This is a genomic window from Streptomyces shaanxiensis (assembly GCF_039537145.1).
Lineage (GTDB): Bacteria > Actinomycetota > Actinomycetes > Streptomycetales > Streptomycetaceae > Streptomyces > Streptomyces shaanxiensis.
The window spans coordinates 193,849-211,698 of record NZ_BAAAZY010000019.1 but is presented as its reverse complement, the minus strand read 5'-3'; the positions used below and the strand labels follow the sequence as shown (position 1 = coordinate 211,698).

Sequence of the window (17,850 nt, the reverse complement as noted above, 5' to 3'; positions counted from 1 at the left end):
AGGGGCTCCCCGCGGTCACCGGATGCCGGTCACCGGAAGGGAGCCCCTCGCCGTACGCGCTTGCGGTACGTGCTTCTAGTACCCGAAGTCCTGCGTCCACCAAGGTCCGCCGGAGCCGAAGTGCACGCCGACCCCCAGTGTCTTGAAGTCGCAGTTCAGGATGTTGGCCTTGTGGCCCGGGCTGTTCATCCAGGCCTCCATCACGGCGGCGGCGTCGGACTGGCCGCGGGCTATGTTCTCGCCGCCGAGGTCGGTTATGCCTGCCTTCGCGGCCCGGTCCCACGGGGACGCACCGTCGGGGTCGGTGTGGTCGAAGAAGCCCCGGTCGGCCATGGCCTCGCTGAAGTCCTGGGCCAGATCCGCCAGCGCGCTGTTGGCGGAGACCGCGCTGCAGCCCACCTTCGCACGCTCCTCGTTGACCAGGCTCAGCACCTCGGCCGCGGCGGCGGACTCCGCGGACACCGCCACGGGGTCGTTGGCCTTCTCCTTCTCCGGCTTCTTCTCCGGAGCCTTGGTGGCCGTACGGGACGGAGTTTCCTTCGGCTTCTCGCTGGGCGTCGCCGACGGCTTCTTCGACGGGGTCTTCGTCGGCGCGGCCGACGACGTCGACGGGGCCGGTGAGGCGGGCCGCTGGACGTCGCGGCTCGTCGCGCCGTTGTCCTCGTGGCTCTCGGCGCTGCCGGAGGTGCCGCCCTGCTCGCTGGGGGAGTTGGTCGGGGTGTCCGCGGCCTGCACGCGGTCCGCGCCGCTGCCTCCGCCGAGCTGGTAGTTCTGGATGCCGGGCACCACGCCCGTGGCGACCGCGACCGTGCCGAGAGCGACCGCCGCGGAGACGCCGAGCAGGCCGGTCTTCACCGGCGCGGCGGCCTTCTTCTTGCGGCGCCGGTGCGAGCCACCGGGCCGCCGGGAGCCGGCGTCGGGCGTGAAGCCGTCACTCCGGAAGGCCGCGGTGGCCGTCGTGTCATCGCTCGGGAAGGTCGTGGTGGCGGTGATCCGGTCGTAGTCGTCGTCCGAGGCGAAGAGGTAGGCGTCGCTCTTCGCGTAGGCCTCGGCGTACGCCTCCGGGTTCAGATAGGGCGCGATGCCCATGGTGGGGCGGTCGTTCGCGTACGAGTCCAGGGGGTCGTGGCCCTCCGTATAGGAGCCGTCCGTATGTGTGACCCCCGTGGCGCGGCCCCTGGCGGCGCGGCCGGCGGCGGAGCGTCGGTGGCGTCCCATGTTCTGGCCTTCCTCGTCCGTGCGGTCTCAACGTCCTCACAGAACTCACTCGATCGTGTGAGTTTCATATGGGATTCATTGGGTGGGGACGGTACCGCATGGCGCCCGGGGAGGAAGTGCCCGGAGAGACATTGGCCCGTTAGGTTGCAGTCATGAGCGAGGATGTACGGCTGGTCGCCTGGGTGCGTGGACGGGTCCAAGGTGTGGGTTTTCGCTGGTTCACGCGGGCCAAGGCCCTCGAGATCGGCGACCTGAGTGGTTTTGCTCTCAATTTGGACGACGGACGGGTCCAAGTGGTCGCGGAGGGCTCGCGGACGGGCTGTGAGGGACTTCTGGACTGGCTTCAGGGCGACGACACGCCCGGGCGGGTGGACGGTGTCACCGAGATCTGGGACACACCTCGCGGGGGTTACGACGGCTTCGCCATCCGCTGAGCCGGTTCCGTAAAGCGGGCCTGGCACAAGCGGAAAGATCTGCCACTGGCAACTGCCCCGAGCAGAAATGAGCAGGTGGTTGCCAATAACCCCCTTGCAGTGGCAGGCTCCGCACGTAAGGATGATCGCCACGCCCCGAGGGGCCCGCAGGAGTCGTCGCACCGCCGCTTTCCGGCCGTGTGCCCCCGGGTTTCCCACCGATACGGGGCGTGATCGTGTTGACCGTCAAACTTTTTGGTGAGACGCTGAAAGCCCCGCGCACCTTAGCTGTTTGGCATGGCTGAACGGCAGTACAACTCCAGGCCTGCCAAGCAACCGCGGGTGCGAATCCCTCACGACCCACACCGCTTCGGTCGGTCACTCAGTGTGGAGGACCATCCATCATGGCAAAGGCGCTTCTCGGTTACGTCGGCGGCTCCGACCCTCGACTCCTCGCCGAGATGCGACGGCTCCAGCAGCGTGTCCAGGACCTGGAATCCGAGCTCGGACGGATCCAGGCGGAGAACGACGCCCTGCAGGCTGCCGCTTCTCACGACAGGATCATGGAGAGCATCGACGCACACCAGGCGGAGCCTGCGCTCACCTGATCACTGCATCGCTCCACAACAGCACCAGCAGTGGTTGGGCGGCCCGTATCAACCGCTAAGTTCAACCGCTAAGTTGTCGAACGGCTGGCCAGTCAGCCGTAAGAAGTTTGCAAGGGACGCTTCGGCGTCCCTTCTTTCTTGCCCCGGCTTAATGCCCCGCGCATCCTTTCACCCTCTTTAACGTCTGGTGTGCCCTGCACGTTCATCGGTGAAACCGTGGGTTCATGGAGCGAGACATCCCCGGAAGGTAGAGTCCAGCGGCGTGCACCTCAAGGCCCTGACCCTCCGCGGGTTCAAGTCGTTCGCCTCGGCGACCACGCTCCGGTTCGAGCCGGGGATCACGTGTGTCGTCGGACCGAACGGCTCGGGCAAGTCCAATGTCGTGGACGCGCTCAGCTGGGTCATGGGCGAGCAGGGTGCCAAGTCGCTGCGCGGCGGCAAGATGGAGGACGTCATCTTCGCCGGCACCACTGGCCGCCCGCCGCTGGGCCGCGCCGAGGTGTCGCTGACCATCGACAACTCCGACGGGGCGCTGCCCATCGAGTACTCCGAGGTCACCATCACGCGGATCATGTTCCGCAACGGCGGCAGCGAGTACCAGATCAACGGAGACACCTGCCGACTCCTCGACATCCAGGAACTCCTCTCCGACTCCGGCATCGGCCGCGAGATGCACGTCATCGTCGGCCAGGGCCAGCTCGACTCCGTCCTGCACGCCGACCCCATGGGCCGCCGCGCCTTCATCGAGGAGGCCGCGGGCGTCCTCAAGCACCGCAAGCGCAAGGAGAAGGCGCTGCGGAAGCTGGACGCGATGCAGGCGAACCTCGCGCGCGTGCAGGACCTGACGGACGAGTTGCGCAGGCAGTTGAAGCCGCTCGGCCGCCAGGCGGCGGTGGCGCGCAGGGCCGCGGTCATCCAGGCGGACCTGCGCGACGCCCGGCTCCGCCTCCTCGCCGACGATCTCGTACGACTCCGGGAGGCGCTCCAGGCCGAGGTCGCCGACGAGGCCGCGCTGAAGGAGCGCAAGGAGTCCGCCGAGCAGGAGCTGAAGAAGGCCCTGCAGCGCGAGGCGCTCCTGGAGGACGAGGTACGGCAGCTCACGCCGCGGCTGCAGCGGGCCCAGCAGACCTGGTACGAGCTGTCCCAGCTCGCCGAGCGGGTGCGCGGCACGATCTCGCTGGCCGACGCGCGCGTGAAGAGCGCCACCTCCGCGCCGCCGGAGGAGCGCCGGGGCCGCGACCCCGAGGACATGGAGCGCGAGGCCGCCCGGATCCGCGAACAGGAGGCCGAGCTCGAAGCGGCCCTGGAGGCGGCCGAGCGGGCCCTTGAGGACACGGTCGCCCACCGTGCCGAACTGGAACGCGAGCTCGCCCACGAAGAGCGGCGCCTGAAGGACGTCGCCCGGGCCATCGCCGACCGCCGCGAAGGGCTGGCCCGGCTGAACGGGCAGGTCAACGCGGCGCGCTCGCGTGCCGCCGCCGCCCAGTCCGAGATCGACCGCCTGGCCGCCGCGCGGGACGAGGCCCAGGAGCGTGCCTTCGCCGCGCAGGAGGAGTACGAGACGCTGAAGGCCGAGGTCGACGGCCTGGACGCCGGCGACGCGGAATTGGGCGAGCAGCACGAGGCGGCGAAACGGCAGCTCACCGAGGCGGAGGCCGCTCTGTCCGCTGCCCGCGAGGCGGCCACGGCGGTCGAGCGCAAGCGAGCCGCGACCCAGGCGCGGCACGAGGCCCTGGCGCTGGGGCTGCGGCGCAAGGACGGCACGGGGATACTGCTCGGCGCGAAGGACCGCCTCACCGGCTTGCTGGGACCGGCGGCGGAACTGCTGACGGTGACACCGGGCTACGAGGTACCGCTGGCGGCGGCTTTCGGGGCGGCGGCAGACGCGCTGGCGGTGACGTCGGCTTCGGCGGCGGCCGATGCAATCAGGCTGCTGCGTAAGCAGGACGGCGGCAGGGCATCGCTGCTGCTGGCGGGTGCGCCGGAGGCGCCCCCCAGGGGCGCGGGGAACTGCGCGCCCAGCAACGATGAACCCGCAGACGCCCGACGACATGACGCGGCACTTTCCATCGCGGCACAACCCGCGGAGCGTTTCGCAGCTGATCTCGTCCGTGCCCCCGCCGACCTCATGCCCGCGATCCGCCGCCTCCTCCACGGCATCGTGGTCGTCCCCACCCTTGAGGACGCCGAGGAACTCGTCTACGCCCACCCCGACCTCACCGCCGTAACCGCAGAAGGCGACCTCCTCGGCGCCCACTTCGCCCACGGCGGCTCCGCCGGGGCGCCGAGCCTCCTCGAAGTGCAGGCCTCCGTGGACGAGGCCGCCGCCGAGCTGGAAGAGCTGGCCGTCCGGTGCGAGGAACTCGGCGAGGCGCAGCACACGGCGGTCGAGCGCCGCAAGGCATGCGCCGCGTTCGTGGAGGAGCTGGGGGAGCGCAGGCGTGCCGCCGACCGGGAGAAGTCGGCCGTGGCCCAGCAGCTGGGCCGGCTCGCAGGCCAGGCAAGAGGCGCGGCGGGCGAGGCGGAGCGTTCCGTCGCCGCCGCCGCGCGGGCCCAGGACTCCCTCGACAAGGCCCTCCAGGAGGTCGAGGAGCTGGCCGAACGGCTCGCCGTGGCCGAGGAGATGCCGGTCGAGGAGGAGCCCGACACGTCGGTACGGGACCGTCTCGCCGCCGACGGCGCCAACGCCCGGCAGACGGAGATGGAGGCCCGGCTTCAGGCCCGTACGCACGAGGAGCGGGTCAAGGGCCTCGCCGGACGCGCCGAGTCCCTCGACCGGGCCGCCCGTGCCGAACGTGAGGCACGCGCGCGTGCCGAGCAGCGGCGGGCGCGGCTGCGGCACGAGGCGGCCGTCGCGGAAGCCGTCGCCTCCGGCACGCGCCAACTCCTCGCGCACGTCGAGGTCTCCCTCGCCCGCGCCGACGAGGAGCGCACCGCCGCCGAGGCCGCCAAGGCCCGGCGCGAACAGGAACTCACCGTCGCCCGTAACCAGGGCCGCGATCTCAAGGCCGAACTCGACAAGCTGACCGACTCCGTCCACCGTGGCGAGGTACTCGGCGCCGAGAAGCGGATGCGGATCGAGCAGCTGGAGACCAAGGCGCTGGAGGAGCTGGGCGTGGAGCCCGCCGGGCTCGTCTCCGAGTACGGCCCCCACCAGCTCGTACCGCCCTCCCTGGCCGCGGAGGGCGAGCAGCTTCCCGAGGACCCCGAGCACCCCCGCAACCAGCCCAAGCCCTTCCTCCGGGCCGAGCAGGAGAAGCGGCTCAAGGCCGCCGAGCGCGCCTACCAGCAGCTCGGCAAGGTCAATCCGCTCGCGCTGGAGGAGTTCGCCGCGCTGGAGGAACGGCACAAGTTCCTCAGCGAGCAGCTCGAGGACCTGAAGAAGACCCGCGCCGATCTGCTCCAGGTCGTCAAGGAGGTCGACGAGCGCGTCGAGCAGGTCTTCACCGAGGCCTACCGGGACACGGCCCGGGAGTTCGAGGGCGTCTTCAGCCGGCTGTTCCCCGGTGGTGAGGGACGGCTGATCCTGACCGATCCCGACAACATGCTCACCACGGGTGTCGATGTCGAGGCGCGTCCGCCGGGCAAGAAGGTCAAGCGGCTGTCGCTGCTCTCGGGTGGTGAGCGCTCACTCACCGCCGTCGCCATGCTGGTGTCGATCTTCAAGGCCCGGCCGAGCCCGTTCTACGTCATGGACGAGGTCGAGGCCGCCCTCGACGACACCAACCTGCAGCGGCTGATCCGCATCATGCAGGAGCTCCAGGAAGCCTCGCAGCTGATCGTGATCACGCATCAGAAGCGCACGATGGAGGTCGCCGACGCGCTGTACGGCGTCTCCATGCAGGGCGACGGCGTGTCGAAGGTCATCAGCCAGCGGCTTCGCTGACGCTCCTCGGGGCCGTTTCGGTTCCCTCCAACCACCTTCACCTTCACTTCAAGAAGTGAACACAACTCACCTCGTCACGTCTAGAAAGTCACAGCTCCCTGACTATTGACTTCGAAACTTGAAGGCATAGTCTCAGCAACGTTGTTTTTACCTTCAGGTATCACTACTTGGAGCGGCTGACCCCCACCCGGCAGCGTTGCCGGTGGCCCGAGGAGTACACGTGACCAGCACAGCGCAGGCACCCACGTCAGGAGCCAAGGCGGCGCACCCCGAACATCTCGGGCACGTCGTCTTCATCACCGCGGCGGCCGCCATGGGCGGCTTTCTGTTCGGCTACGACAGCTCCGTCATCAACGGAGCCAACGGCGGCATCCAGGCCCGGTTCGACCTCAGCTCCGGCGTCACCGGTACCGTCGCCGCCAGCGCCCTGCTCGGCAGTGCCCTCGGTGCCGCCATCGCCGGCCGCATAGCCGACCGCATCGGCCGTATCCGCGTCATGCAGATCGCGGCGGTGCTGTTCGCCGTGAGCGCCGTCGGTTCCGGACTGCCGTTCGCCGCGTGGGACCTCGCCGCCTGGCGTGTCCTCGGCGGTATCGCCATCGGTATGGCCTCGGTCATCGGCCCCGCCTACATCGCCGAGGTCGCCCCGCCCGCCTACCGAGGCCGGCTCGCCTCCTTCCAGCAGGCCGCCATCGTCATCGGCATCGCCGTCTCCCAGCTCGTCAACTGGGCCATCCTCAACATGGCCGACGGCGAGGAGCGCGGGACGGTCGCGGGCCTGGAGGCCTGGCAGTGGATGCTCGGCGTGATGCTCGTACCCGCGGTGATCTACGGTCTGCTGTCCTTCGCGATCCCCGAGTCCCCGCGCTACCTGATCAGCGTCGGCCGCGTCGATGACGCGAAGAAGGTGCTCGCCGACGTCGAGGGCGGCGTGGACCTGGACGCCCGGGTCACCGAGATCGACCAGGCCATGCGCAGCGACCACAAGTCGACGTTCAAGGACCTGCTGGGCGGCCGGTTCGGCCTGCTGCCGATCGTGTGGATCGGTATCGGCCTCTCCGTGTTCCAGCAGCTGGTCGGCATCAACGTCATCTTCTACTACTCGAACCTGCTGTGGCAGTCCGTGGGCGTCGACCCGTCGAGCTCGTTCTTCTACTCGTTCGAGACCTCGATCATCAACATCATCGGCACCGTGATCGCGATGATCTTCGTGGACCGCATCGGCCGCAAGCCGCTCGCCCTCATCGGCTCCGTCGGCATGGGCCTCTCGCTCGCGGCGGCCGCCTGGGCCTTCTCCTTCCAGAACGGCAACGACCCGCTGCCGACCGCGCAGGGCTACGTGGCTCTCATCGCCGCCAACGCCTTCGTCCTCTTCTTCGCCCTGTCCTGGGGTGTGGTCGTCTGGGTCATGCTCGGCGAGGTCTTCCCGAACAAGATCCGCGCCGCCGCCCTGGGCGTGGCCGCCTCGGCCCAGTGGATCGCCAACTGGGTGATCACGATCACCTTCCCGGACCTGTCGGACTGGAACCTGTCGCTGACGTACGTGATGTACGCGGTGTTCGCCTTCCTCTCCATCCCGTTCATCCTCAAGTTCGTGCCCGAGACCAAGGGCAAGAAGCTGGAGGAGATGGGCTGACCGGCCCCCGAAACTCGGGGAGAAGGGCCAAGTCCCCGCTGCCCCTCTCCCCGTAACCCTGCCGCCGCCCCGGCTCGGCCACTGCCCGAGCCGGGGCGGCGGTTTCGTACGTCACCGTCCCCCTGTGCGTCACCAGATGAGGACGCCGCCGCCGATCTCCGCGGCCTTGCGGGCGCTCTCCTCGATGATCCGCAAACGCACCTCGATCCCGTCCCGGTGTTCCTCGACCGTCCGCGGATGCTCGGTGCCGTGAGCGATCGCGTCGAGGTGGGCCCGCAGCACCGCGACCTCGCGCAGGAACTCCGGCACCTGTCCGGCCTCCACTTCCAGGTCCCGCTCGGCCAGTACGGGGAGGAAGCGCGCACCCAGCGAGCGCACGAACTCCGATCCCCATACGGTCGTACGCCAAGACTCGAAGCCGCCGGATTGATAGACGTCGTCCGGCACGTCGAGTATCCGTCTCTGCCCGTCCGATTCCCGGACGAACACTTCCACCAGCAGACTCATGCTCCCAGTGGATCAGTCGCCGCCCGGCCGGGCCATCGAATATCCGTGCAGGTCAGCCGCCCAACGCTGGAAGCACCTCCTCCGCGAACAACCGCAGGCTCCGCCACCCCTCCTCCACCGGCATCCCGCCCGACAAGGGGTGCAGCACGTAGTTGTCGAACCCCAGCGCCACACACTCCTCGGGCGTCACGATCCGGTACACCCCCTCCGCCCGCAGTTCCTCCACCGTCGTGGCCCCCGACTTCACCGCCGAGCGGATGTCCCCGGACTGCCAGGAGGCGTACGTCCGCGCCTCGTGCAGGAAGTGCCCGCCGTACTCGGCCCACGTCCGGTCGGGGTCCTCGGCCACGTGCAGCAGCGGTGTCTCGGCGGCCGGCATCATGGTCCAGCCGTCGGTGCCGTACTCGACCAGCCGCTCCTTGTAGTACGCCTCCAGCTCCGGCAGGTGCGCGCTGGGGAAGAACGGCAGGCCCAGCCGGGCGGCCCGGCGGGCGGCGGCCTTCGAGGAGCCGCCGACCAGGAGCAGGGGGTGCGGGTCGGTGAAGGGGCGCGGGGTGATCCGTACCGTACGGCCGCGGTACTCGAACTCCTCGCCGGTCCACGCCTTCAGCAGGGTCTCCAGCAGCTCGTCCTGGATCCGCCCCCGCTGCTTCCAGTCCACGTCGAACAGGGCGTATTCCTCGGGCCGGTACCCGATCCCAGCGACCGTCACCAGCCTGCCGCCGCTCAGCAGATCCAGTACGGCGATCTCCTCGGCGAGCCGCAGGGGGTCGTGCAGCGGGCCGATGATCGCCGAGACGGTGACCGCGATGCGGCGCGTCGCGCCGAAGACCGCGGCCGCGAAGGCGAACGGTGACGGCATCCAGTTGTTCTCGGCGCCGTGGTGTTCCTCGGTCTGCACGGTGGTGATGCCGTGCTCGTCGGCGTACGCGGCCATCCGTACGGCCGCCTGGTAGCGGGCCGCGAGGGAGGCGGGGGTCGCGTCGGGCTCGACGAGGTTGAAGCGTACGACCGTGACGGGCATGGGGGTCCCCCTTCACCGGGCGGGTGTGAAGGCGGACGTTAGCTGACGGTGTGTCAGACATCCATAGGGGTGTCGCGGGACTCCATGGCCGATACTGGACGCGTTATGGACATCGTCATCCTTGCTGTAGTCATCGCCGTGGTCGTGCTCGGCGCGCTCGGCGGGCTCATCGTCGGCACCCGCCGCAAGAAGCAGCTGCCCCCGCCGCCGCCCGCCGCCCCCGACATCACCGCCCCTCCGGCCGAGCCGCACGTCGGCGACGAGGCCGAGACACCGCGCGACGAACCGCGCCGGACCATAGAGGAGGTGGACCTTCCCGGCGGCGGGGCACCGACCGCCGTCGAGGAACCGCCGGTCGTCGAAGAGCTCCCGCCGACCGAGATCGAGATCCCGGAGCCCACTGCTGGACGCCTGATCCGTCTGCGCGCCCGGCTCTCCCGCTCGCAGAACGCCCTCGGCAAGGGGCTGCTCACGCTCCTGTCGCGCGAGCACCTCGACGAGGACACCTGGGAGGAGATCGAGGACACGCTGCTCACCGCCGACGTCGGCGTGCTGCCCACCCAGGAACTGGTCGACGGCCTGCGTGAGCGCGTGAAGGTCCTCGGCACCCGCACCCCCGAGGAGCTGCGCGGCCTGCTGCGCGAGGAGCTGCTCAAGCTGGTCGGCACCGACTTCGACCGCACGGTCAAGACCGAGCCGGAGGCCAGCAAGCCCGGCATCGTGATGGTCGTCGGCGTGAACGGCACCGGCAAGACCACCACCACCGGCAAGCTCGCCCGCGTCCTCGTGGCCGACGGCCGCAGCGTGGTCCTGGGCGCCGCCGACACCTTCCGTGCCGCCGCCGCCGACCAGCTGCAGACCTGGGGCGAGCGCGTCGGCGCCTACACCGTGCGCGGTCCGGAGGGCGGCGACCCCGCCTCCGTCGCCTTCGACGCGGTGAAGGAGGGCAAGGAGATGGGCTCCGACGTGGTGCTCATCGACACCGCCGGGCGCCTGCACACCAAGACCGGGCTCATGGACGAGCTCGGCAAGGTCAAACGGGTCGTCGAGAAGCACGCTCCGCTGGACGAGGTGCTGCTCGTGCTGGACGCCACGACGGGGCAGAACGGCCTGGTCCAGGCCCGTGTCTTCGCCGAGGTCGTCGACATCACCGGCATCGTGCTCACCAAGCTGGACGGCACGGCCAAGGGCGGCATCGTCGTCGCCGTGCAGCGCGAGCTGGGTGTACCGGTGAAGCTGATCGGGCTGGGCGAGGGGGCCGACGATCTGGCGCCGTTCGAGCCGGAGGCGTTCGTTGACGCCCTTATCGGGGAGTGAAGACCGGCACCTACGACATTCGTATCTGCTCGAAGAAGCGCCCGCCTCCCAAGGTGCAGTTGGGGGACGGGCGCTTCGCTGTGTACGTCTATGCGCGCGACCTGTGGGCCACGTAGGCCAAGGTGCCCAGCAGCAACCGCGCCGCGGGGGGCTTGGTCGCGGTGTCGAGCGCGGGCGGCCGCAGCCACCGCACCGGACCCAGCCCGCCGCGGTCGGACGGCGGGGCCGTGATGTGCGTACCGGGCCCGAGGCCGCGCAGGTCGAGGTGGGTCGGGTCGTCCCAGCCCATGCGGTAGAGGAGCTCGGCGAGCTCGGCCGCGGCGCCGGGGGCGACGAAGAAGTGGGCGCGGCCCTCGGGGGTGGCGGTGACCGGGCCGAGGGGGAGGCCCATACGCTCGAGCCGGGTCAGCGCGCGGCGCCCGGCGGGCTCGGCCACCTCGATCACGTCGAACGCGCGCCCGGCCGGCAGCATCACCGCGGCGCCCGGAACCTCCGCCCACGCCTTGCTCACGTCGTCGAGCGTGGCCCCGGCCGGAACCTCGGGAGCGAAGTCGAGGGGGTGTGCGCCGGGCGCGTCACAGTCGGAGCGGCCGCACGAACAAGCGCCCGCCGCGGCCCGCGCGCCGGGCACCACGTCCCAGCCCCACAGCCCGGTGAACTCGGCGACGGCCGTGCACTCCGAGGAGCGGCCGCGTCGACGCGAGCCGGATCGGATCTCCCGGATGCCGCCGATCGTGAAGCCCATGCCCCCTCCAACGGGTCCAGCGCGCCGGTGGTTACGGCGCGGATGCAAGGCGTGACCCTGTGTGTTCCTGTGGCGGCCGGTACCCCGTGGCGCCGCTCGATCCACGTGGCGCTCGGAAGTGTCCCGGGTCGCGGACTCGGCGACGCGCGCCCCTGAGTGCTTCGCTCCGCCCACTCCCGGCCGTCCTATGTCAAGTGAATCGCGTGGAGGCCACCGTTAGTTCATTCGAAGGGGTGGCGAATGGTGGCGATTCCGGGATCGCCATGGCTGAGGGCGTGATCGTAGGATTACCGTGAGTGCACGGAGCCTCGGGGCACATGCACTCGTGGGTATGCCGGGGGCAAGTCGGCTTTCCGTTCGAAGGGTGAGAACTGCCGGACGGGCGACCGTATTTACCGGCATTCTGATAGGGCTTGGCGCACTCGGTGACAAGTGGTCCAAGGGATGGGGGCGTTCCAGTGAGCGGCAACAGCGGAAGCGGTACGAGTGCTGGTGGCGCATCGCACGCTGACAAGCGCCCCAACGAGCTGCTCGCGTCCTGGTTCGTGCGCAGCGGCTGGTCGAAGGGTGAACTGGCCCGCCAAGTGAACCGCCGCGCCCGCCAGTTGGGCGCCAACCACATCTCCACGGACACCTCGCGGGTACGCCGCTGGCTGGACGGCGAGAACCCGCGGGAGCCGATCCCGCGGATCCTGTCCGAGCTGTTCTCCGAGCGGTTCGGCTGCGTCGTCTCCGTCGAGGACCTCGGCCTGCGCGCCGCCCGTCAGTCACCCTCCGTGTCCGGTGTCGACCTGCCCTGGACGGGCCCGCAGACGGTGGCCCTGCTCAGCGAGTTCTCGCGCAGTGACCTGATGCTGGCGCGGCGCGGCTTCCTCGGGACCTCGCTGGCCCTGTCCGCCGGCCCGTCCCTCATCGAGCCGATGCAGCGCTGGCTGGTCCCCGCGCCGCCCGCCCCGTACCAGGAGCCCGCGCCGATCCCGTCCTCACGCGCGCGTGGCCGGCTGTCCAAGCCCGAGCTGGACCTGTTGGAGTCCACCACCGTGATGTTCCGGCAGTGGGACGCGCAGTGCGGCGGCGGCCTGCGCCGCAAGGCGGTCGTGGGCCAGTTGCACGAGGTGACCGACCTGCTCCAGGAGCCCCAGCCCGAGGCCACCACCCGCAAGCTGTTCAAGGTCGCCGCCGAGCTGGCGGAGCTGGCCGGGTGGATGTCGTACGACGTCGGGCTGCAGCCCACCGCGCAGAAGTACTTCGTCCTCGCGCTGCACGCCGCCAAGGAGGCGGGCGACCGGCCGCTCGGCTCGTACGTCCTCTCCAGCATGAGCCGCCAGATGATCCACCTCGGCCGGCCCGACGACGCGCTGGAACTGATCCACCTCGCCCAGTACGGAAGCCGGGACTGTGCGAGCCCGCGCACCCAGTCGATGCTGTATGCGATGGAGGCCCGCGCCTACGCCAACATGGGCCAGCCCGGAAAGTGCAAGCGGGCCGTCCGCATGGCCGAGGACACCTTCGCCGAGGCGGGGGACTGGGACGAGCCGGATCCCGACTGGATCCGCTTCTTCTCCGAGGCCGAGCTGTACGGCGAGAACTCCCACTCCTACCGCGACCTCGCCTATGTCGCCGGCCGCAGCCCGACGTACGCCTCGCTGGCCGAACCGGTGATGCAGCAGGCCGTGGACCTGTTCGCGAAGGACGGCGAGCACCAGCGGTCGTATGCGCTGAACCTGATCGGCATGGCCACGGTCCATCTGCTGCGGCGGGAGCCCGAGCGGAGCGCGGTCTATGCCGAGCAGGCCATGCAGATCGCGAAGAAGGTGCGCTCCGAGCGCGTCAACACTCGTATTCGAAAGACGGTCGACACGGCCGTCCGTGACTTCGGGGATCTCGCCGAGGTCGTGGACCTCACCGACAAGCTCGCCGTGGAGCTGCCGGAGACCGCGGAGGCGGTCTGACCGACCCGGGCGAACACCCGGAAACCCCAGAACCCCGGCCGCGGCCGGCCCTCCCGAACTGCCCGACTCGGCTCCCCCATGCCAGGTCATCGGATGGCCGGCCGCGGCCGGTCTTTCTTCCCTCAGCGAAGGTTGCGCCACGATAACGATCGTGCAGCCGGACATCTCGGAGTTCATCAACGCGTAACACGCAGGGCGCCTTCGTCACGGCGGCGAAACAACGAGGGGCTTCCATCGAAACGGCGCTGCGCCAATCTCGTGGCGCATAACCGGCCCACCCCTCAATCCGCTCAGGCTTCGCCCGCACGGGGCCGTACCAATGACGAGGAGACGCCGATGGCTCCAGCCATCATGATGGCGGCAGACAAGGTAGAGCTGTCGCCCGCCAACACAGGTTTCATGCTCATCTGTTCTGCCCTGGTGATGCTCATGACCCCGGGCCTGGCCTTCTTCTACGGAGGCATGGTCCGCGTCAAGAGCACCCTGAACATGCTGATGATGAGCTTCATCAGTCTGGGGATCGTCACCATCCTGTGGGTGCTGTTCGGCTTCTCCCTCGCCTTCGGCAAGGACTCCGGCGGCCTCATCGGCTGGACCTCCGACTGGGTCGGCCTCAGCGGCGTCGACAAGGGCCAGCTGTGGGTCCTGGGCGAGACGACGTACAACATCCCGCTGCTGGTCTTCTTCGTCTTCCAGCTGATGTTCGCGATCATCACGCCCGCCCTGATCAGCGGCGCTCTCGCGGACCGCGTGAAGTTCTCGGCCTGGGCGCTGTTCATCGCGCTGTGGGCCACGGTCGTCTACTTCCCGGTCGCCCACTGGGTCTGGGCCGACGGCGGCTGGGCCTTCGACCTGGGCGTGATCGACTTCGCCGGTGGTACGGCGGTCCACATCAACGCCGGTGCCGCGGCGCTCGGTGTGATCCTCGTGATCGGCAAGCGCGTCGGCTTCAAGAAGGACCCGATGCGTCCGCACAGCCTCCCGCTGGTCATGCTCGGCGCGGGCCTCCTGTGGTTCGGCTGGTTCGGGTTCAACGCCGGCTCCTGGCTCGGCAACGATGACGGCGTCGGCTCGCTGATGTTCGTCAACACGCAGGTCGCCACCGCTTCCGCCATGCTGGCCTGGCTCATCTACGAGAAGATCCGCCACGGCGCGTTCACCACGCTGGGCGCCGCCTCCGGTGCCGTCGCCGGTCTGGTCGCCATCACCCCGGCCGGTGGTGCGGTCTCCCCGATCGGCGCGATCGCCGTCGGTGCCATCGCCGGTCTGCTGTGCGCCATGGCCGTGGGCCTGAAGTACAAGCTCGGCTACGACGACTCGCTCGACGTCGTCGGCGTCCACCTGGTCGGCGGTGTCGTCGGCTCCCTGCTGATCGGCTTCTTCGCCAGCGGCAAGGGCCAGTCCGAGGTCGAGGGCCTCTTCTACGGCGGCGGCCTGACCCAGTTCTGGAAGCAGTGCGCCGGTGTCTTCGTGGTCCTCGCCTACTCCCTGATCGTCTCCGCGATCCTCGCCTTCATCCTCGACAAGACCATCGGTATGCGGGTCTCCGAGGACGACGAGGTGGCCGGCATCGACCAGGCCGAGCACGCCGAGACCGCATACGACTTCAGTGGCGCCGGTGGCGGCGCCGCCCGGACCGCCGCCGCGGCCCCGGTCGCCGAAGCTGCGAGCAAGAAGGTGGACGCATGAAGCTCATCACCGCAGTCGTCAAGCCCCACCGGCTCGACGAGATCAAGGAAGCCCTCCAGGCGTTCGGGGTCCACGGCCTGACGGTCACCGAAGCGAGCGGCTACGGTCGTCAGCGGGGCCACACCGAGGTCTACCGCGGTGCCGAGTACACCGTCGACCTGGTCCCGAAGATCCGCATCGAGGTCCTGGCCGAGGACGACGACGCCGAGCAGCTGATCGACGTCATCGTCAAGGCCGCCCGAACCGGCAAGATCGGTGACGGCAAGGTCTGGTCCCTGCCGGTCGAGACGGCCGTACGGGTCCGGACCGGCGAGCGCGGCCCCGACGCGCTCTGACAGAAGAAGAACAGGAGCTGCTGGGTGTCGAGTACGGACGTGCACAACGAAGCAGAGGACTCGGGACCCAGCGGCTACGCGGCGGCCCGGCTGCGTCTCCTCACCGAGGGGGCGCGGTCCGGGCCGCCGCGCCGTTCCGCCCTCGCGGAACTGACCGACGACTGGCTGACCGGCCTGTTCGCCGCCGGAGCCGAGGGGCTGCGCGGCGTCTCCCTGGTCGCCGTCGGCGGCTACGGCCGCGGCGAGCTGTCCCCGCGCAGCGACCTGGATCTGCTCCTGCTGCACGACGGCGCCGACAGCAAGGCGGTGGCCGCCCTGGCCGACCGCATCTGGTACCCGGTCTGGGACCTCGGCCTCGCCCTCGACCACTCCGTGCGCACACCTGCCGAGGCCCGCAAGACCGCCGGCGAGGACCTCAAGGTCCAGCTCGGCCTGCTGGACGCCCGGCACATCGCGGGCGACCTGGGACTCACGGCCGGGCTGCGGACGGCGGTCCTGGCCGACTGGCGCAACCAGGCGCCCAAGCGCCTGCCCGAACTCCAGGAGCTGTCCGCCGAGCGTGCCGAGCGGCAGGGCGAGCTGCAGTACCTCCTGGAACCCGATCTGAAGGAGGCGCGCGGCGGGCTGCGGGACGCCACCATCCTGCGCGCCGTCGCCGCGTCCTGGCTGGCCGACGCCCCGCGCGAGGGCCTCGACGACGCCCGGCGCCGGCTGCTCGACGTACGTGACGCCCTGCACCTCACCACCGGGCGCGCGGCCGACCGGCTGTCGCTGCAGGAGCAGGACCAGGTCGCCGCCGAGCTCGGGCTGCTCGACGCCGACACCCTGCTGCGGCAGGTGTACGAGGCGGCGCGCGTCATCTCGTATGCGAGCGATGTCACCTGGCGTGAAGTGGGGCGTGTGCTGCGATCGCGCGCCGTGCGGCCGCGGTTGCGCGCCATGCTGGGCGGCGGGAAGCCGACCGTGGAGCGCTCGCCGCTGGCGGAGGGCGTGGTGGAGCAGGACGGCGAGGTGGTGCTCGCCCGCGCCGCACGCCCCGAACGTGACCCCGTGCTCCCGCTGCGCGCCGCGGCCGCTGCCGCGCAGGCAGGGCTCCCGCTCTCCCTGCACGCCGTACGGCGCATGGCGGCCACCGTGCGCCCCTTGCCCACGCCCTGGCCCGCCGAGGCCCGTGAGCAGCTCGTGACCCTCCTGGGCTCCGGGCGCCCGACGGTCGACGTGTGGGAGGCGCTGGAGGCCGAGGGGCTGATCACCCGGTTCCTGCCCGACTGGGAGCGGGTGCGCTGTCGCCCGCAGCGCAACGCCGTGCACGTCTGGACCGTCGACCGGCACCTGATCGAGACGGCCGTCCGCGCCTCCGAGTTCACCCGCCGTGTCCACCGCCCCGACCTCCTCCTGGTCGCCGCGCTGCTGCACGACATCGGCAAGGGCTGGCCCGGTGACCACTCCGTGGCCGGCGAGATCATCGTCAAGGACGTGGCCGCGCGCATCGGCTTCGACCGCGACGACGTGACGGTGCTCTCCACCCTCGTACGCCATCACCTGCTGCTCGTCGAGACGGCCACCCGGCGTGACCTGGAGGACCCGGCCACCGTGCGCGCGGTCGCCGAGGCGGTCGGCTCGCAGGGCACCCTGGAGCTGCTGCACGCCCTGACCGAGGCCGACGCGCTGGCCACCGGGCCGGCCGCGTGGTCGTCCTGGCGGGGCTCGCTCGTCGCCGACCTGGTGAAACGGGTCGCGGCCGTGCTCGCCGGGGACGACCCGGAGGAGCCCGAGGCCGCCGCGCCCACCGCCGAGCAGGAACGCCTCGCCATCGAGGCGATCGCGACCGGCAGCCCCGTACTGGCCCTGCGCGCCCAGACCGAGCCGCCGACCGAGGAGCAGCTCCCGGGCGACCCGGAGCCGCTCGGCGTGGAGCTCCTCATCGCCGTACCGGACCAGCCGGGCGTGCTGCCCGCGGTGGCCGGAGTCCTGGCGATGCACCGCCTGACCGTCCGCACCGCCGAGCTGCGCGCCCTGGACCTGCCCGACGGCGTCGACGGCTCCGTCCTGCTGCTGAACTGGCGGGTCGCCGCCGAGTACGGCTCGCTGCCGCAGGCCACCCGGCTGCGCGCCGACCTCGTACGGGCCCTGGACGGCTCCCTGGACATCGCCGGCCGTCTCGCCGAGCGGGACGCGGCCTATCCGCGCCGCCGGGGCGTCGTGCCGCCCCCGCCCAGGGTGTCGGTCCACCCGGCCGCCTCCCGGCTGGCCACGGTGATCGAGGTGCGGGCCCAGGACGCGCCGGGGCTGCTGTTCCGGATCGGCCGGGCGCTGGAGGACGCGAGCGTGCGGATGCGCAGTGCGCATGTCAGCACGCTGGGCGCCAACGCCGTCGACGCGTTCTATGTCACAGGGCCCGGGGGCGCGCCGCTGCCCGGTGAGGAGGCGGCTTCCGTGGCCCGCAAGCTGGAGGAGACGTTGCGGGGCTGAACCAGGGATCCCGGCAACCTGCGCCGCCGGGATACCCTGGAGGGCGAT

Annotated in this window: 13 protein-coding genes; 9 read left to right on the top strand and 4 right to left on the bottom strand. The window is 70.5% G+C overall.

What is annotated here, in order from left to right; all coding sequences use genetic code 11:
• Nucleotides 1-75 precede the first annotated feature (75 nt).
• Nucleotides 76-1,218 carry a CAP domain-containing protein gene (locus ABD932_RS31465; protein WP_345017858.1) on the bottom strand — a complete coding sequence of 381 codons (1,143 nt, stop codon included), beginning with the start codon at nucleotides 1,216-1,218 and terminating at the stop codon, nucleotides 76-78.
• A gap of 152 nt (nucleotides 1,219-1,370) precedes the next feature.
• On the opposite strand from ABD932_RS31465, the gene ABD932_RS31460 reads away from it, so the two are divergent.
• The 4 genes from ABD932_RS31460 (at nucleotide 1,371) to ABD932_RS31445 (ending at nucleotide 7,761) form a co-directional block, all read left to right on the top strand.
• Nucleotides 1,371-1,652 (top strand): acylphosphatase, encoded by a 282-nt coding sequence (locus ABD932_RS31460; protein WP_126395349.1) that lies wholly within the window; start codon nucleotides 1,371-1,373, stop codon nucleotides 1,650-1,652.
• Between the two features lie 383 nt (nucleotides 1,653-2,035).
• Nucleotides 2,036-2,239, top strand: coding sequence for a hypothetical protein (locus ABD932_RS31455; RefSeq protein ID WP_007493378.1), 204 nt, complete (start codon nucleotides 2,036-2,038; stop codon nucleotides 2,237-2,239).
• Nucleotides 2,240-2,501: 262 nt separating this feature from the next.
• Nucleotides 2,502-6,125 carry a chromosome segregation protein SMC gene (gene smc / locus ABD932_RS31450; protein ID WP_345017855.1) on the top strand — a complete coding sequence of 1,208 codons (3,624 nt, stop codon included), beginning with the start codon at nucleotides 2,502-2,504 and terminating at the stop codon, nucleotides 6,123-6,125.
• Nucleotides 6,126-6,345: 220 nt separating this feature from the next.
• Nucleotides 6,346-7,761 carry a sugar porter family MFS transporter gene (locus ABD932_RS31445; protein ID WP_345017853.1) on the top strand — a complete coding sequence of 472 codons (1,416 nt, stop codon included), beginning with the start codon at nucleotides 6,346-6,348 and terminating at the stop codon, nucleotides 7,759-7,761.
• 129 nt (nucleotides 7,762-7,890) lie between these two features.
• Here ABD932_RS31445 and ABD932_RS31440 read toward each other — a convergent pair whose 3' ends face one another.
• Together ABD932_RS31440 and ABD932_RS31435 are read right to left on the bottom strand one after the other, a co-directional pair.
• Nucleotides 7,891-8,268 (bottom strand): hypothetical protein, encoded by a 378-nt coding sequence (locus tag ABD932_RS31440; protein WP_345017851.1) that lies wholly within the window; start codon nucleotides 8,266-8,268, stop codon nucleotides 7,891-7,893.
• Between the two features lie 52 nt (nucleotides 8,269-8,320).
• Complete coding sequence (locus tag ABD932_RS31435) at nucleotides 8,321-9,292, bottom strand: LLM class flavin-dependent oxidoreductase (RefSeq protein WP_345017849.1); 972 nt, start codon at nucleotides 9,290-9,292, stop codon at nucleotides 8,321-8,323.
• 105 nt (nucleotides 9,293-9,397) lie between these two features.
• On the opposite strand from ABD932_RS31435, the gene ftsY reads away from it, so the two are divergent.
• Nucleotides 9,398-10,609 carry a signal recognition particle-docking protein FtsY gene (gene ftsY, locus ABD932_RS31430; protein ID WP_126395354.1) on the top strand — a complete coding sequence of 404 codons (1,212 nt, stop codon included), beginning with the start codon at nucleotides 9,398-9,400 and terminating at the stop codon, nucleotides 10,607-10,609.
• Between the two features lie 88 nt (nucleotides 10,610-10,697).
• On the opposite strand, the gene ABD932_RS31425 is transcribed toward ftsY, so the two are convergent.
• A complete protein-coding gene (locus ABD932_RS31425; protein WP_345017846.1) occupies nucleotides 10,698-11,354 on the bottom strand; it encodes a bifunctional DNA primase/polymerase in 657 nt (218 codons plus the stop codon).
• A gap of 458 nt (nucleotides 11,355-11,812) precedes the next feature.
• On the opposite strand from ABD932_RS31425, the gene nsdA reads away from it, so the two are divergent.
• The 4 genes from nsdA to ABD932_RS31405 all read left to right on the top strand — a co-directional run bounded on the left by nsdA (nucleotide 11,813) and on the right by ABD932_RS31405 (nucleotide 17,802).
• Complete coding sequence (gene nsdA / locus ABD932_RS31420) at nucleotides 11,813-13,306, top strand: transcriptional repressor NsdA (RefSeq protein ID WP_345017843.1); 1,494 nt, start codon at nucleotides 11,813-11,815, stop codon at nucleotides 13,304-13,306.
• A gap of 336 nt (nucleotides 13,307-13,642) precedes the next feature.
• The gene (locus ABD932_RS31415; protein WP_345017841.1) at nucleotides 13,643-14,995 is read left to right on the top strand and encodes an ammonium transporter; all 1,353 of its coding nucleotides are present in this window, start codon (nucleotides 13,643-13,645) and stop codon (nucleotides 14,993-14,995) included.
• Nucleotides 14,992-15,330 carry a P-II family nitrogen regulator gene (locus ABD932_RS31410; protein WP_003997576.1) on the top strand — a complete coding sequence of 113 codons (339 nt, stop codon included), beginning with the start codon at nucleotides 14,992-14,994 and terminating at the stop codon, nucleotides 15,328-15,330. The genes ABD932_RS31415 and ABD932_RS31410 overlap by 4 nt, the downstream gene beginning before the upstream one ends.
• A gap of 24 nt (nucleotides 15,331-15,354) precedes the next feature.
• Nucleotides 15,355-17,802 carry a [protein-PII] uridylyltransferase gene (locus tag ABD932_RS31405; RefSeq protein WP_345017839.1) on the top strand — a complete coding sequence of 816 codons (2,448 nt, stop codon included), beginning with the start codon at nucleotides 15,355-15,357 and terminating at the stop codon, nucleotides 17,800-17,802.
• The last annotated feature ends 48 nt before the right edge of the window (nucleotides 17,803-17,850 follow it).